The organism is bacterium (assembly GCA_030652805.1).
In the GTDB taxonomy this organism is placed as follows: domain Bacteria; phylum JAHJDO01; class JAHJDO01; order JAHJDO01; family JAHJDO01; genus JAHJDO01.
This window is the reverse complement of the sequence record JAUSPT010000054.1, coordinates 53954-69535: the sequence shown is the minus strand read 5'-3', so window position 1 is coordinate 69535 and position 15582 is coordinate 53954. Positions and strand designations below refer to the sequence as shown.

At 35.0% G+C, this 15582-nt stretch carries 16 protein-coding genes; all 16 read right to left on the bottom strand.

Translation table 11 applies throughout. From position 1 onward, the window contains the following. Positions 1 to 4: 4 nt before the first annotated feature. The 16 genes from Q7J67_05900 to Q7J67_05825 all read right to left on the bottom strand — a co-directional run bounded on the left by Q7J67_05900 (position 5) and on the right by Q7J67_05825 (position 15569). Complete coding sequence (locus Q7J67_05900) at positions 5 to 460, bottom strand: dTDP-4-dehydrorhamnose 3,5-epimerase family protein (protein MDO9464813.1); 456 nt, start codon at positions 458 to 460, stop codon at positions 5 to 7. Next, entirely contained in the window at positions 457 to 1326 is an 870-nt protein-coding gene (gene rfbD, locus Q7J67_05895) for a dTDP-4-dehydrorhamnose reductase (GenBank protein ID MDO9464812.1), read from the bottom strand. Before rfbD ends, Q7J67_05900 begins: the two co-directional genes overlap by 4 nt. Before the next feature lie 6 nt (positions 1327 to 1332). After that, entirely contained in the window at positions 1333 to 2022 is a 690-nt protein-coding gene (locus Q7J67_05890; GenBank protein MDO9464811.1) for a hypothetical protein, read from the bottom strand. A 49-nt stretch (positions 2023 to 2071) separates the two neighbouring features. Then, a complete protein-coding gene (locus tag Q7J67_05885) occupies positions 2072 to 2785 on the bottom strand; it encodes a sugar phosphate nucleotidyltransferase (GenBank protein ID MDO9464810.1) in 714 nt (237 codons plus the stop codon). A gap of 8 nt (positions 2786 to 2793) precedes the next feature. Beyond that, positions 2794 to 3765 carry a GDP-mannose 4,6-dehydratase gene (locus Q7J67_05880; protein MDO9464809.1) on the bottom strand — a complete coding sequence of 324 codons (972 nt, stop codon included), beginning with the start codon at positions 3763 to 3765 and terminating at the stop codon, positions 2794 to 2796. Further along, positions 3762 to 4886 (bottom strand): SDR family NAD(P)-dependent oxidoreductase, encoded by a 1125-nt coding sequence (locus tag Q7J67_05875; protein ID MDO9464808.1) that lies wholly within the window; start codon positions 4884 to 4886, stop codon positions 3762 to 3764. The genes Q7J67_05880 and Q7J67_05875 overlap by 4 nt, the downstream gene beginning before the upstream one ends. Before the next feature lie 86 nt (positions 4887 to 4972). After that, positions 4973 to 6196, bottom strand: a complete 1224-nt coding sequence (locus tag Q7J67_05870) for an ATP-binding protein (GenBank protein ID MDO9464807.1) — start codon at positions 6194 to 6196, stop codon at positions 4973 to 4975. A gap of 101 nt (positions 6197 to 6297) precedes the next feature. Beyond that, a complete protein-coding gene (locus Q7J67_05865; GenBank protein MDO9464806.1) occupies positions 6298 to 6624 on the bottom strand; it encodes a hypothetical protein in 327 nt (108 codons plus the stop codon). 203 nt (positions 6625 to 6827) lie between these two features. Further along, a complete protein-coding gene (locus Q7J67_05860) occupies positions 6828 to 8120 on the bottom strand; it encodes a hypothetical protein (protein MDO9464805.1) in 1293 nt (430 codons plus the stop codon). Between the two features lie 70 nt (positions 8121 to 8190). Next, positions 8191 to 8397 carry a hypothetical protein gene (locus tag Q7J67_05855; GenBank protein MDO9464804.1) on the bottom strand — a complete coding sequence of 69 codons (207 nt, stop codon included), beginning with the start codon at positions 8395 to 8397 and terminating at the stop codon, positions 8191 to 8193. Positions 8398 to 8452: 55 nt separating this feature from the next. Next, entirely contained in the window at positions 8453 to 9742 is a 1290-nt protein-coding gene (locus Q7J67_05850) for an ATP-binding protein (protein MDO9464803.1), read from the bottom strand. A gap of 164 nt (positions 9743 to 9906) precedes the next feature. Beyond that, complete coding sequence (locus tag Q7J67_05845; protein ID MDO9464802.1) at positions 9907 to 11031, bottom strand: hypothetical protein; 1125 nt, start codon at positions 11029 to 11031, stop codon at positions 9907 to 9909. Positions 11032 to 11041: 10 nt separating this feature from the next. Next, positions 11042 to 12481 (bottom strand): hypothetical protein, encoded by a 1440-nt coding sequence (locus Q7J67_05840; protein MDO9464801.1) that lies wholly within the window; start codon positions 12479 to 12481, stop codon positions 11042 to 11044. A 908-nt stretch (positions 12482 to 13389) separates the two neighbouring features. After that, positions 13390 to 14256 (bottom strand): methyltransferase domain-containing protein, encoded by an 867-nt coding sequence (locus tag Q7J67_05835; GenBank protein MDO9464800.1) that lies wholly within the window; start codon positions 14254 to 14256, stop codon positions 13390 to 13392. A 42-nt stretch (positions 14257 to 14298) separates the two neighbouring features. Then, positions 14299 to 14895, bottom strand: coding sequence for a class I SAM-dependent methyltransferase (locus tag Q7J67_05830; GenBank protein MDO9464799.1), 597 nt, complete (start codon positions 14893 to 14895; stop codon positions 14299 to 14301). Between the two features lie 62 nt (positions 14896 to 14957). After that, a complete protein-coding gene (locus tag Q7J67_05825) occupies positions 14958 to 15569 on the bottom strand; it encodes a class I SAM-dependent methyltransferase (GenBank protein MDO9464798.1) in 612 nt (203 codons plus the stop codon). Positions 15570 to 15582: the final 13 nt, after the last annotated feature.

The window sequence follows — 15582 nt, the reverse complement described above, 5'->3', positions numbered from 1 at the left end:
CCAATTATCCGTTTTTCCTGCTCCAGTCATATAGAATATCGCTTTTATGCGGATCTATTCTGTATTCATCTGGTTCTTTGTGGTTATAACATTCTGTAGGACAATTAACTATTATGGCCTCGTATTCACTTATGCATTTAAAACCATGCGTTACCATTTTAGGGATCTGTATAAGCAAGTTATTATGCTCTCCTATAAAAAATTCATTAATCTCTCCCTTTGTAGGAGAACCGGTTCTGCTGTCATGGAGGACTACCTTCATCATCCCTCTGATGCATGCAAAATTATCTGTCTGTTTCTTATGATAATGCCATGCTTTAACAACACCAGGATAAGCAGTAGTTATATAGACTTGTCCAAACCTGGAAAAAATTTCATCATCCTCCCTGAATATCTCCATAACATGACCGCGTTCGTCAGGAATTGCCTTTAGCTTTTTTATTTTAACACCATTAATCATAATTCACTCCCCTCTATTAAGAACTTTTTTAAACTTTCCCTCCAATGTGGAACATCAATACCGACCGCAGACTTAATTTTACTTTTATTTAGCGCAGAATATGCAGGCCTCTTTGCCGCTCTTTTTAATTGAGCGCTTTTAATCGGTATTACCTTTGTATTATGAAACTTGTTTTCTGAATTCTGAAGAATCTTTATAATCTCGCAAGCAAACTCATACCAGCTGCATTCCCCTTCGTTTGAATAGTTATATATTCCGTACTGTTTTGTCTCAAGTAATCTCAAGGTTATATCAACAATATCCTTTACCCAAGTAGGATTCCCAATTTGATCATCAACAACACTGATTTCAGACTGGTTAGTTACCTTGTCTACAACAGCTTTCGCAAAGTTCCTCCCTCCATTTCCATACATCCACGAAGTTCTTATCAAAAAGAATCTGATATGTGAATTTAGCAGATACTGTTCTCCCAAAAGCTTAGATTTTCCATATATGTTGAGCGGATTCGGCTTATCTTCTTCTGTATATGGAGACTTCTTTTCACCATCAAACACAAAATCTGTAGAGAAGTGCACAAGCAGCATGTCATTCTCTCTGCAGGCCTGCATAAGATTTTTTACTCCTTCTCCATTCACATTAAAGGCTTTTTCTTGATCCCTCTCACATCCATCAACATCAGTATATGAAGCACAATTTATTATGACATCAGGCCTTATATCTCTAACTGCATCTCTAATAGAAGAGAAATCAGTAATATTGCATTTTTCTCTCTCAAGAGCAATAATTGTGTAATCTGTCCTTTTCTGACACTCAGAAATAAATTCTTTTGCAAGCATACCTTTTGAACCTGTTAATAATACCTTCATAAATTTTTATTTCTCCAGAGAAAAATCGTAAAAACGATTAACACCTTCACAGCCAGTAATTCCCACATAAAAATCATCGGGAAGAGAATCATCCAAGTATCCCATTTCGTGATCTTCGATAATAACCGCAAGCATTTTCCCCTTATCTGTATGTGAAATTTTCACCTTAAGTTTATATTTAGTATTTGGCAACAGCTTAAATTGAGAATATGCAGCTTTTTTCCAATAAGGTTTCCCATTTCTGAAATAATGGTGCCACACATTGATTCCCCTATCAAAAACAACCACTTCGTAATGTTCCCGATATTCAGGAAGCCCGCTTTTACTCTTCCCGATCTCAGGAGCAATGACAATCAGAGGTGCCATCCTATCAGTAAACTCCATAGTGGAACTTATGGTAATATCCCCTTTGCATTTCTTTTGCAAAACCATACTTGTATATGTTTCAGGCGCACGAGTACCGAGCATTTCTTTAGGAGTTGCACCTTTAGGCGTTTTATTTTCTATATAGGAAGTTCCCTGAATCCAGCTGCCAGAATAATCCCACCTTGGACTCTTTACCTGTATCCACTCTTTAGAATTCCATTCTCCTTTGGCAAAGCTACAATAAAATAACTGTTCTACTGTAGCACCCAAAGAAAACAAACTCGGAAAACAAATAAGAATTGTTAAAAATATACGTCTAAACATTTTCATTTTTCTTCCTTTCCTGCATGCCTATTGCATATTTTTTTGTCATCTTAAATTATTTCCTTTCCTCAATTAGCTCATTAGCCTTTTTGAGTGATTCAAATGTGCCGGCATCTATCCACCATCCTTTTAGAATATGATATGTCATATCTCCCTGTTCTATATATTTATTATTTACATCTGTAATCTCAAGTTCTCCCCTTGCAGAGGGCTTCAATCCCTTGATTATCTCAAATGCTCTTCTATCGTACATATACACCCCTGTTACCACATACTTGCTTTTAGGTGTTTTTGGCTTTTCCCTAATTCCTTTAATCTTATTATCAACAATCTCCGCCACACCAAATCGTCTGGGATTTGCTACCTTTTTTAGCAAAACCTTCGCGCCTGTTTTCTGTTTTCTGTATTCATTAATATAAATGCTTAAATCTTCTTCAAACAGATTATCTCCCAATATTGCAATAATCTTATTCCCTTCTGAGAACCTTTCTCCAAGCCCTACCGCCTGCGCAATGCCGCCAGCTTCATCCTGAACCTTGTACGTAAATTCGCATCCAAACTCTTTTCCACTGCCAAGCGTATTAACCATATCCCCCATGTGGTCAACACCGGTAACCACTAAGATTTCAGTAATATTGGCATTAACCAGTTGTTCAATTGCGTAATAAATAATAGGCTTTTTCCCAACAGGCAAGAGATGTTTATTAATAACCTTTGTCAAAGGATAAAGTCTTGTACCTGTGCCGCCTGATAGAATTATTCCTTTCATAAGCTTTCCTATTCTAATTTAAAATTTTCTATTATTAATTTCAATGTCTCATCCAACCCGTGTTTTGGAAAGTTACCTATTCCCGAAAGCATTCGGGATAATTTTGATATGTCCGGTATTCTTCTGCGCATATCTTCAAAGCCCTGCTCATAAGCTTGGTCATAAGGGATATGAACTATTTCCGAAGAACTATTTGTTAACTGCTTTATTTTCTTTGCCAGATCTTCTATGCTTATCTCCTCCGTACCTCCAATATTGAATATTTGGCCAATCGCTTTATCCTTTTCCATTAATGCAATAATTGCGTTAACTACGTCCCCAACGTATGTAAAACAGCGTCTCTGCTTACCATCCCCATATACGGTTATCGGTTTTCCGGATAAAGCCTGTTTTATGAATGTTGGCACAACCATTCCGTATTGCCCTGTTTGCTTTGGTCCAATCGTATTGAAAAATCTGGTGATCACAACCGGCAATTTCTTTTCTTTCCAATATGCCATTGCCAAAAATTCATCCAGCGCCTTAGAACACGCATAACTCCATCTTCCAAACGTTGGAGGACCAATTAATAAGTTATCGTCCTCTTTATATGGTATATTTTTACTCTTTCCATACACTTCTGAGGTCGATGCAATTAATACTTTTTTGTTCTCTTTTGCTGCAGCTTTCAATACAACTTCTGTTCCATGTACATTGGTTTCAATTGTTTTAACAGGACTTTTTACAACCAGCTGCACGCCAACCGCAGCTGCCAGATGATAGATTATATCTATTTTATCCACTACTGAACTAAGCAATGTCTCATTTGTAACTGTGTCAGTACTGAGATGGAACTTTGGATTGGTAAGAAGATGTTCTATGTTTCTAATACTACCTGTTGAGAGATCATCTATTACATAAACTTCATGCCCAATACTAAGTAATTTTTCAGACAGGTGCGAGCCAATAAAGCCAGCACCACCAGTAATTAATACATTCATTTTGTCAAGCATCTGTTTTCAAGCTCCTTTCTTGCCTGTTCGACTCTATCCTCCGCATGCTGTTCTTTGACCCAGTTTACAAGCTCCTCAATCCCGTCCTCAAATTTATGCTTTGGAGAGTATCCGAGTTGTTCCTTTATCTTAGAAATATCAGCATAGCAGTGCCGAATATCTCCTTCTCTGAACTGATAAGTAATTTCAGGCTTTCCTTTAAAATTTAGCCTGCTTATAAGCGCATTCGCTATATCCAGAATAGACAGTCTTCTTCCTGTTCCCACATTAAACATTTCATAATTAGCATTGTCAGATTCCATTGCAAGCATATTTGCTTGTGCAATATCTTTAACATGCACAAAATCCCTGCTCTGAAGACCATCCTCATATATTATCGGAGTATGATTATTAAGAAGTCTGGATGAAAAAATGGCAGCAACTCCTGTATATGGATTGGACAAAGCCTGTCTGGGTCCGTATGTATTGAAATATCTCAGCGCAACTGTCGGTATGTTGTATACTCTTCCAATGCACAGGCACATTTCTTCCTGGTCCTTTTTTGATATTGCGTAAATGGATGTAGAATTTAACGACTTTTCTTCATTAGTAGGAATTGGTTTAGCATCTTCCCCGCAGATATGGCATTTCATCTCCCACTGCCTTTTTTCTAACTGAGCGACAGGTCTCAATTTTGGCGATATCCTGCTGCATTTAGAGCATTCATACTCGCCTTCTCCGTATATTGACATTGAAGATGCTACGATGAGTTTTTTGATTTTGCCTTTACACTTTATTATCTGTTCAAGCAAATTAGCAGTACCAAGCGTATTAACATCCATATATTTTCTGATTTCATACATTGACTGCCCAACGCCAACAGCAGCAGCCTCATGAAAAATTATCTCAACATTTTCTATTGCTTTTCTGACATCATCCGGACTTCGAACGTCTCCATTTATAAACTCTGCTTCTTTATTAAGGTATCCCGGAACATCTGCATTATCTCCATGCACTTGAGGATCAAGATTGTCCAGCACTCTGACTCTATAACCTCTTTTCACCAATTCATCAACGATATATGAGCCAATAAACCCCGCACCGCCTGTTACTAAAACCAGTTCTCGCATAATACCTTTCTCCTAAGTTTTCTTATTTTATCTTATATATGTCTGTTTTACCAAAGAATTTATCAAAACAGATTGTCTGTTAATGTTCAGGGCAGAGAAGATAACCATTGATGAGCGGTTATAACCAATACATTGTTCCTGCCATTCTTAAAATATCTGTAAGTATTCTCGCTATTAACAAGCTGGACTGCAGGAACGTCTAAAATATTTTGAAAATGCAGTAAACTTTTGGAGACTGTTTCGTCCGAAAATTTTGCTTCTACGAGTAAAACAGGATTATTCTTATCCGCTATAAGAAAATCAACCTCTTCTTTTTCCTTATTCCGTATAAAATGCAGAGTAAACCTTCCAAGCCCATAATCATTCCAGTTATTTATAGCCCTGAACAACTCAAGAGCAACCATATTTTCGAACATACTCCCCTTATCCTGAATCTCAGTATAATTAAAAAGATAAAGCTTTTTCTCCTTTGAAATCGCTCTGCTTATTTTTCTGGTCCAGGGCGATATCCTAAAAATAAGATAAAAAGATTCAAATAAGGTCAGCCAGCTTTTTATGCTGTCAAACGCTGTCTGAATATCCTGAGCGAGATTATTAATAGACAGAGGACTTCCAACTTTTGACGGAAGTAAAGAAAACAACAAATCTACAGAATTAATTCTTCTTATATCTGACACATCCCTAATGTCCTCCCGAACAATCTGATGATAGTAATTTGAAGACCATCTGGTTAAAAACGCTTTTGTTCCTTTTACAAAAGGCTCGGGGAAACCGCCTGTATTAAAAAGAGCATCCCATACCTTCTTTGTAGATTGTTTCTTGCTTATATCAAAATCTTTTAATGGATTATCTATGAAATCATTAAAATCTCTATTCTCTCTGCTTAATTCAGCAATTGTAAACGGGAAAAGGTGGAATTTAAAATATCTTCCAGCAAGGGAATCGCCTCCCTTCTGATAGGTATCAAGCCGACCACTACCTGAGACAAGAAAAGCATACTCATTTTTAAATTCATCATATATGCCTTTTAAATAATTTTTCCATTGTCTGTATTTGTGTATCTCATCCAATATAACTATAGGTTTGGTAGAATCAACCCTGTTTATATGCTGAAAAAACGCAGGGTCTTCAATCAACAATTTTTTGTTAGAAATGATATCCCAGTTAAAATAATATTTGTTGGAATAGCTCCTTGCAATAATTTTAGCAAGTGTGGTTTTTCCTACCTGTCTTGGGCCGCTTAAAAAAACCATCTGTTTTTCAGATGATAAAGATTCCCACAAATTAATGTATAATTTTCTCTCTAGCATACTACTATTTTGCACTATATTGGAAAATAGTCAAGACTATTTTCAATTCCCCCAAGAATTTTTGTAAAAATTCAGGGACAAGCCCCAGACACTTATCATCTCTACCTCTCAAGAATCTCATACACATCTGTTTTACCGAAGAATTTGTCAAAATAAACGTTTGGAGACATATATTGTTCTTTATAATGCTTATTCTTTCCCTGGTTAAAAGACTTAATCAGCTTCAAACCAAGTTTATCTTCATCAATAATCGGCATAGGAACATTGTAGTTTTCTTTGTAATCTTTATCTTCGTAAAAATCCCTGTGAATAATCACATACTTAACTCCCCATTCTCTAAGCTGTTGGACAGTTTGGGGATTATCAATATGGAGAAGTTTTTCTAAACGAGATATATCTCCTCCATTAACAAGTTTCTGTTTATGCACCCTTTGCCAAAACATATATCCATATGCTTGCGTTCTTCCGGCAAGCATCGGATACTCAGCAATAGCAGAGTTAAACTCTCCCTCCTGTTTTGCAAGCCATGTATATAGTTTCGGCGGTGTTGAATCAAAATAATGAAACGGGGGAACATTTATATATTCAACTCCTATTAAAAGAAAAATTATGCACGTAAAAAGAGCAGTTCTTAATTGGGAATTGGGAATTGGGAATTGGGAGTTTTAAATTTTTCTAATAAGAATTTTATCCCAATTCCTGAAAGCACACTCAATGATATCATCATTACAACAACCATTCTTGAATAATACCTGAACATCGGAAACAGCTTATGAAGAAAATATGATGGCATGGGAAGCTTGAATGGAGCGCTGTTCAGTTTCGCTGCACCAATAGGTATCCATGGAGGAGAGGACATAATTCCAAAAGCAAAGAATATTATTAGAAAAAATGGGATAACAACAGATAATTGGGAATTTCCCATTTTCCATTTTCCATTTTTCCTTCTCTTCCACCAAAATCCCACTGCAATAGCAGATAAGATTAGCGGTGTATATCCAAGATACAGGGTATGGTCTATCATACTGCCGAAATCAGGAGAGATAAATGGCTTAGAGATATTTTTGAGCACAGGATTTGTTCTCGGAGGAAGCATGAAATCCTTGGGTCGAGCTCCTGAAAATATCAATCCTTCCAATGGGCGAGTGAAAACAGCAGGCTTATCCTTGCTTTTTGAAAACATTGTCTTGATTATCTTGTATTCGGCCGGAACGACAATAATTAGAGCAGTCAAAAAAGTCACGCCAGCTAATTTAAATATTTTAAATCTATCTTCCTTTATCACTGCGTATAGATTTTTGATATGTTTTAATACTAAGAAAATAATAAATACAATAGTGAATAGAAGCATGTAATAGCCATAATACGGATTGGAGAAAACAACCAATGCGTAAAAAACTCCGCATAAAACTGCGTTCCTGTAGTTTTTCTCAAATACTAATTTCAACAAAAATAGAATATACAGCGGCATCCATTGAATTGCAGCAATCGCTATATGATTAAAAGACTGCATGCAGATATGAGGGCAAAAGCCGTAGATGACGCCTGAAATAAATGCCGCTATTCTGCTTTTTGTCAGGTATTTCACAAGAAGATACATAAAAAAAGCCGAAAGAATAAAATTGGAAATGGAGACAATATTCCATGTGATCACTTCGTTAGTTAAGAAATTTATTATAGGCCACAAAGTATGAATATATATATTGTAATCACCTGTTTCATAATTTACTGCAGGGAATAATAAAAAGTCTTTAATCTGAAGAGACGCGTTTCCGTCTCGCCAAATCCCCCAAATTGTACCGAGCGTATCATCAGGATAGCCATAGATTAATTTACTCATATTAAAGATAACAGGAAAAGTAATTATAAGAGCAAGAATAGTGAAGAGAACTATAACTATCAGATTATATTTATATGGTTTCATAAGAATACAGGTAGAGGTGCAAGGTAAAGGTAGAGAGATAGAGACAAAGATAGAGGGAGAGAGAAATGGGTCATACGGAGCCTCGCAAAGTGAGAACTACTTTATTTAAGTCATTATAGAGTTGTGATAACTTTTTATCCAGCTTTTTAGCAGATTCAATATTTATATAACCAACTCTTTTAGCGTATTCCAGATGACTCTGGCTCTCAGTAGGTTGAGGCGCTGTCTGCCAAATTGCCATATCCTTAAAACTCTTATACTTATACTTCTCCTTCACCTTTCCCTATACCTTTTATATTTCTATCCTTATATTAACTGCAATTAATATATTGTCAAAAATTATCTTTTCCGTAATTCTTCATAAGCAGCCATCTCCATAGGGGAATAATCTTTATTACTTTAGAATTAACTTTTTCTTCCCCCTGTTCATCCCATGTAATCATAATTAACTCATTACATCTTAATTCCTTAGAGCCCTTCAGCAGAGCCTTTATCTCTCTTTTTCTTGTTCCCTCATCACTTATTGAAAAACTGACTTGTATTAATTGTTTTATTTTTAATCCCTCTTTTACCAAGAAATCCACTTCATAATTAGGTTGAGAATAGAAATAAATTTCCTTACCCCGTCTCATTAATTCTAAAAACACCAGATTTTCCATTAGTTTCCCATAATCAAATGTAATTTTAGGAACAAGGGCATTTATCAAACCTGTATCTATTGAATAAATTTTCCTCGGCTGTTTAATTTGTTCTTTCAATTTGAATGAAAAAGGGTTGAGCTGAAATACTAAGTAAGCCTCTTGCAAATAACCGAGATAGTTTTTAATTGTATGCACACTTTTTATCTCAAAGATGTTTTTGATCTTGTGATAGGTAATTTTGGAGCTAAAATTAGAGACTGTATATAAGGCTATCTCTTTCAAATCCTTAACATACTTGATGTTGTACCTTGAGACAATATCCCGTGTAATTATCTTGTCAAAAAGTTCTCTTAAATAATTTTTTTTAGCATCAATCTTTAATGCTTCCGGCAAGCCTCCTAAGTTCAAATATTCCTCAAGTAATTTCTTTATGCCCGCTCTTTTTTCTGTTATATAGGAGTCCCGTTCCTTTACAATAATCCCTTTATAAGATAAAAATTCTCTAAAAGAAAATGGATAGAGTTCAATGCCAAAATGCCTTCCTGTAAGATGAGTAGCTAATTCTTTGCTTAAAAGATTTGAATTGCTTCCGGAAACAACAATCTTATAGCCTTTCCTCTTCAAACGATTAACAAATAACTCCCATCCTTTTACATTCTGAACTTCATCCAACAACAAATACTCAAAATCCGGATCTATTTCTTTTAAAACCTCTAAAAAATCATTAAGGTCTTCGGCTTTCACTCCAATCAATCTCTCATCATCAAAATTGACATAACCATATTTTTTGCCTGTTAATAACAGATGAGCCAAAACAGACTTACCACACCTTCTCACTCCCATAATTACCTTAATTAAATCCGAGTCAATCATTTCCTCTGCCACTGGCTCAATTTCTCTTTTGATGATTTTCCCTTTAAAAATCTCGGCAATTTCTTCTTCTTGTTCTAAAAGTATTTGTTTAATTAAATATCTTTCCATAAAAACACCTCATAAAATATCAACTGCCCAAAATATCAAGAATTTGTGCAATTCAGTGCACAAATTCTAATATATTCCATTTCTTCTGTCAAGAATTATCTCTGATCTACTTGTGCAGCCGTGCTATTTCCTAATCGTCTCCGCCTCTACCTTTACCTCTCCCTTTACCTATCTTTTACCAACTGCACAAACTTAATAATAACACCCAGACACAATGCGAAATATGCAACATTTGCCACTCGCTCTGCTGCTACTTCTAAATGGGCAGTTAATAACAAGGCACATGCAATAAGAAGAAACATAAATAAAACTATGCATTTATCGCTGAATGGTCTTGGCTTTAACCACTGCCAGAATGGTAGTATCCCTCGTGAATGCAGATATCTCAAACAGCGTATAATTATAATGATCACAGCGATCATAAAAGCATATATCGGAGAAAATTTCTTTCTCAGGTTTGTATTTAGATTTAGCTGTCCGATACTTAGACACAGTTCCTCAACATTTGAATATGCTTCCTTAATATTTTCACTTATTATTTTCTTATTATAATTATAAAAAAATATGAAACATACAAGAGCCAATGAAACCGCCTGCAAAGTCCAAAAATAACACGGCGTTACAACTGCCCTCAGATTAAGTGTTGCCGAGATTATATACGCTAAAAGAAATAAGGTATTGGCAGGTAAAAGAGAAATAATAAATTTTGAATAAATATGCTTTTTTGTTCTCCAAGATAAAAACAAAAATATAGACAATATAATCAAAAACGAATATAGATATGTAATAGGGTTTTCTTTTAAAGCTAAAATATGAGAATCCTTAAATAAAACAAATATCTGATTATTAGTATTGCGATGATAATTCCCCATTTTTATTGTTACGCAGTAACGAATGTTTGTGGGGAAGGATACTTTGAGAAAATTCTTGCCGACATTTACTATATCTGCTGGAATAAGAACATAATCAATGGGTTTCGGATAATATTCTTTCGCAAAAAGATTCTTTAATTTTCTATCATATTTTTTTGTTTTATACGGAATTAAAATTTTATTATTAAAAACAATTTTCTTTCTTTTATATGAAGAAACTATTTTCAGACGCAGGGTTTCCTTATAAGGAATTACATAGGTTTTATTAATGCATTTTGAACTAGGTAATTTAATACTATCCTTATAGAGAAACATCTCTTTTCTATAAGAATCTGGGATTACGATGCAGTTATATAAAAACCCTATAACCAAGCCTAATAAGCCAGCAAAAATTATATATTTGAGTTTCCGTTTCATTGTTTTTAACTCATCCCCTACCCCTTCTCTTGACAGAGAAGGGAAAACACCTATATGTCAAATAAATTAAACAACAAAGTAACGTTAGCCCAGATATTCCAAGTCCTAAGTAAAAAAGTGACTGGGGCCAGAAATACAGAACCAAAGTAAAGTCCTCTTCTAATCCCAATTTTTTCGGCTCAATATACCATCCATTGGCATATCCGTTCACCAATTGATGCTGCGCATCCAGAGGTTTTCTAAATAAAAATTTAATATCCTGCGGAGTAAATTTCATCAAATGCTTTGCCTCTTTAACTTTCAATTTTGGATAATCCGCCACAATCTCCTGAAATATCTGTCGTCTGTCGTCTGTCGTCTGTCGTCTGTAAATCTTCCACTGCTTATGAAAACTCTCACTAAACACCAGCCAAAACGGCGTCTTAGCTCCTTCTGCCTTTACCAAATATTTCGTCGGATTTATCTTCTTAAATATAATCTCAGGTTCTTCTTTACCTTTTCCCTCCACCTTCACCTCTTCCTTTGCCTTCTCTTTACCTCCACCTTTACCTCTTGCCTTATCCTGTTCCGTAAATAATAGCACCTGTTTATTCCGTTTCCCATTTCCCATTTCCCGTTTTCCTCCTCCTAGGTATTTCGTCTCCGTAAGCGGCACCAATGCTTCCATATTGCCATTGATAATAGTTGAAGTAGTGGATGCGTAGATGTGGGGAAGAAAGTATTCGTCGGAGATTTTGTAGAGGTCAAAATAGTCATTTCTTATTAAAAGATCCTTCCTGTCAGGATAATCGTATTTGGGATATCTACCGCCGACCGTATCTTTCTTAACAAGAAGATATCCTGCATTATTTAAAGCGTATTCTCTGTAGCTCTCCGGAAGTTTTGAACTATTCTCTTTTTGCTCTACTGTGATTACATTACCACCTTCGCGATAGATCAAAGGTTTTTTTGTAATCCAGCTCAAAAGATCAGAACCGAAATAGCCCCAGTTTTTTTCAACATATCCCCCCCTGTGCAGAGGAATGGACAGAATCTTCGAATCCTCTTTAATAGCGTCAAGAAAACGCCCTATTTCGAAATAAGCCTGAGGGATGATATGTCCCTTCTTTTCGGGGGCAAATGGGATCGGATTGTAGAACTTGTAACCAAAATAAATAGGATAGAAGGATACGACATTTAAAACAATAAAAACATAAACCCAGACCTTCCGATTCCTAAATAAATTAAACATCGCCATGGAAAATAAAAAAGCATAAAAAACAACAGCGCCAGTAACAACCGTAGAGGACGTTCTAAACATTCTTGTCAGCGGGATGTGCATGATAGCAAAACGATACAATTCCCCTAATGGAGGATTAGAACCCTTTGCAACAAAGATAAAAAAAAGAACCACGAGGAGCAGGGTTGTGATGATTTTTTGGGATTTTCTATCCTTAATAATAAAAAACATGCTTAAGACGATAAGTATCCATTGGCCGAACGTCCAAAAAATGAAAGGCGCACTCGTTAAAAACGATTTTAGATGCGGGTAATATAGGATGATATTTAAATTAAAAAATCTTGCGATATAAACCAACGTTGCCGTTTTAAGATCCGCGTCCCCGCCATAGGTTACCAAGTTTCTAGCAAAAGTTGCCCCAATCCCAAAAAACATGTTATGAAGAAGAGGAATTAAAACCCATAAATTCAATAACGCACTCAAAAGAAAAATTTTCATTAACCGGGCAAAAACGTCCCTGAAGATAAGATTTCTTACTTGTTGATACAGATATGCAAGACAAAAAGATGCCAAGGCGAAGACTATTAACTGTTTGGGCTGTGGCAATTCCAAAAAAAAGAAAAAATTTAAGAAAATAGAAAAGAAAAAAACATAAATAATTTTGTTGCTGCGTAAAAATTTCATCAGAAAATAAAAACATACAGGAAAACCATAAAGAGGCAGATAAGCGGGGCACAGCAACAAATAAATGGGATTAAAAGTGAAAACAATGCCTGCAAGAAATCTCCATTTATCGGAATCATATTTTGTTCCTTTGAATAATTCCGCATAAGACAGATAAGTGAATGTAAAACCAAAAACCAATAAGAGGACTAGAAGAATTTTTTGAATTACAAAGGCAGGAAATCCTATTAAAAAAAACAGATAAAAAAACAAAAACCAGGAGGTGCAGACGAAGCGAAAAGATTCAGCGTCATTGTCCCATAAAAATATCCTCTGCATATTATTAACGGGATCTAAAGGGAACATCACATCTCCCCCCATATAAAAACTACGGTCCCATACAGAGTAGATAAATATCAGCAACGGAAAAATTATCAACAAATAGTACCAGTGTCGCAGAAAAAACTTTTTCATCTTCACTTGATATAATCTTTGCTTATTAATAAATGCATATTTCCTACGGCGAAAGAAGAAGTTCTCTTGAGATGGGATTCTTTAAACGCCAAATAAGATAAAGGATAGCTAAAATTTATAATTATTCTTTTTGCAAGATTCAAAAGAGGATGCTTTATATTATTGATTATTTCGTTAGAATCTCTTAAATCATTAGCTATTTTCTTTCCAAAAAAGAATTGCAATAAAATCTTTGGCAGATAAAAGAAACAAAGTATTTGTAACTGGCTAAGGAAATGAACGCTATAGAAAGCTTCCTCTAATTTAAATTTATTAAGATCAATTAATTTTAAGAAACCTTTAATATTAAATTGAATCAAATGTCCCCAAAACATCTTCGTTAAGTTTTTAAAATAATGCAGTTTACTGAAAAGCCATGTTAAGGAAAATCTGTTTAACTCTATGGGCAGAGATATATAAATATTTCCCCCATCATTTAGATACAACAAAGCATTATCCAAAGTTTTCTTAACAACGCTCTTGGTTTTTAAATGTTCCAATATATCAATCATTAATATGAGATCAAACTTTTCCGCAACGGGAATAATTTCTGATTTCGCCAGATAAAATTTACCGATTTCTAGTGATTTCGCATAGTCTATCGCAGTATTACTAATATCGGTTCCGAACAATTCTACTTTGCTTCCAAATTTCTGGTAAATTATTCTCAGATTTCTTCCTCCTCCTGCTCCGATCTCCAGAATTTTTATGCGTTTATTTTCAGCGAGACGTTCCGTTATGTGGTTACAAAGAAAAATATAGTTTATATTTAACCCATTATCAGCAAAACACATACCTTGAGGACAGACTTCATAGTTATAAGTGTCCATAATTCTACCCGGCAAAAGTTTAAAAGCAGACTGGCTGACAATTCATATCTTTATCCCTTTCCAGACGACTTCCTCTGCTCCTCCAACGTAATAGCACCATACTCTTTCAAAAATCCGTGGAAATAAATCAACGAAAAATTGTATGAAACGGCTTAAAGGTCTAACGATTAAGAAATATATGAAGGGATAATTTTGTTTCTCAACATGCTTGAAATTTATCCCATATTTATTTTTGTGTCTCCTTGGAGAATGCCACCATAAGATTCTCGCTATTTCTGTCTTGAACATCGGCTTGCTTATATGATAGTATTTTTGCCCAAAATAATCCCTGAAAGTAGCGTAGCTGAATGTCCTGTAATGTCCTATGCATCCAATTGCTATGACAAGCGAAGAATGAGGAACGGCTATGAATAGAAACCCTCCTGGCTTTAATATCCTGTAACATTCCGAGATTATCTTAAAAGGCTCGGGAAAGTGCTCCAATACGTGTAACATATAAATACCATCTATACTCTCATCTTTCCATCTCCATGGAAACTCGGATAGATCTACGATTTCGTCTTGGTAGCCCGTATCATAGCAATCTACGTTGACCACGTCCTCAATCGGAAGTTCTCCTGCACCTAAGTTTAAAATCATTTTCCCTTCTCGTCTATAATCTTATAGCCTATCATAAAATTCGTATTCAATCATTTCTTATTTCACGCCTCCTGCTTCTGACATAGATAAATGATGCTTTGCCCAAAACTAGGGATTATTTTTGCTAGAAAAGAAATCTTGAATTTCCCATCCCTAGATAGATTTACAACATCCGATTTTTTAACCAATACTTTTAAAAAATGTTTTTCTAGCAAATCTTTCAATGTCGCAAAAGTAAAATATCTTATATGCCCTGAACCTGTATTTTTATTTAGAGAGAGCTCAATAATCGGACTGATGCCGAGCATTAATAATAATCTCCGCCCCAAAGAAGCTATGTTGGGAGTCGAAATGATCAGCATTGCGTTTGGTTTTAATAATCTCAGTATTTCATCAAGAAAAAAATCAGTATCATAAATATGTTCAATAATCTCACCAGCAATAATTAAATCGAAAAAATTATCTTCAAAAGGTATTTTAGTTTTATCATCAAAAAAAATTTGTTTTATATTGATTCTTTTCTTGATACATTCTTTTACTCCATAATCACTTGCTTCAATTCCGTAAAAATTATTATTTCTATGTTTTATTAAAGACAAAAAAGCTCCATCATAACACCCAATATCTAAAACGTTTTTATTTTCTAATTTAATACTATCTACAATATTTGACATAATTTCAACTCTT

Excerpts from the sequence above, each read along its gene's own strand:
- Q7J67_05900 (MDO9464813.1), bottom strand. The coding sequence starts at position 460 with ATGATTAATGGTGTTAAAATAAAAAAGCTAAAGGCAATTCCTGACGAA.
- rfbD (MDO9464812.1), bottom strand. The coding sequence starts at position 1,326 with ATGAAGGTATTATTAACAGGTTCAAAAGGTATGCTTGCAAAAGAATTT.
- Q7J67_05890 (MDO9464811.1), bottom strand. The coding sequence starts at position 2,022 with ATGAAAATGTTTAGACGTATATTTTTAACAATTCTTATTTGTTTTCCG.
- Q7J67_05885 (MDO9464810.1), bottom strand. The coding sequence starts at position 2,785 with ATGAAAGGAATAATTCTATCAGGCGGCACAGGTACAAGACTTTATCCT.
- Q7J67_05880 (MDO9464809.1), bottom strand. The coding sequence starts at position 3,765 with ATGAATGTATTAATTACTGGTGGTGCTGGCTTTATTGGCTCGCACCTG.
- Q7J67_05875 (MDO9464808.1), bottom strand. The coding sequence starts at position 4,886 with ATGCGAGAACTGGTTTTAGTAACAGGCGGTGCGGGGTTTATTGGCTCA.
- Q7J67_05870 (MDO9464807.1), bottom strand. The coding sequence starts at position 6,196 with ATGCTAGAGAGAAAATTATACATTAATTTGTGGGAATCTTTATCATCT.
- Q7J67_05860 (MDO9464805.1), bottom strand. The coding sequence starts at position 8,120 with ATGAAACCATATAAATATAATCTGATAGTTATAGTTCTCTTCACTATT.
- Q7J67_05850 (MDO9464803.1), bottom strand. The coding sequence starts at position 9,742 with ATGGAAAGATATTTAATTAAACAAATACTTTTAGAACAAGAAGAAGAA.
- Q7J67_05845 (MDO9464802.1), bottom strand. The coding sequence starts at position 11,031 with ATGAAACGGAAACTCAAATATATAATTTTTGCTGGCTTATTAGGCTTG.
- Q7J67_05840 (MDO9464801.1), bottom strand. The coding sequence starts at position 12,481 with ATGTTTTTTATTATTAAGGATAGAAAATCCCAAAAAATCATCACAACC.
- Q7J67_05835 (MDO9464800.1), bottom strand. The coding sequence starts at position 14,256 with ATGGACACTTATAACTATGAAGTCTGTCCTCAAGGTATGTGTTTTGCT.
- Q7J67_05830 (MDO9464799.1), bottom strand. The coding sequence starts at position 14,895 with ATGATTTTAAACTTAGGTGCAGGAGAACTTCCGATTGAGGACGTGGTC.
- Q7J67_05825 (MDO9464798.1), bottom strand. The coding sequence starts at position 15,569 with ATGTCAAATATTGTAGATAGTATTAAATTAGAAAATAAAAACGTTTTA.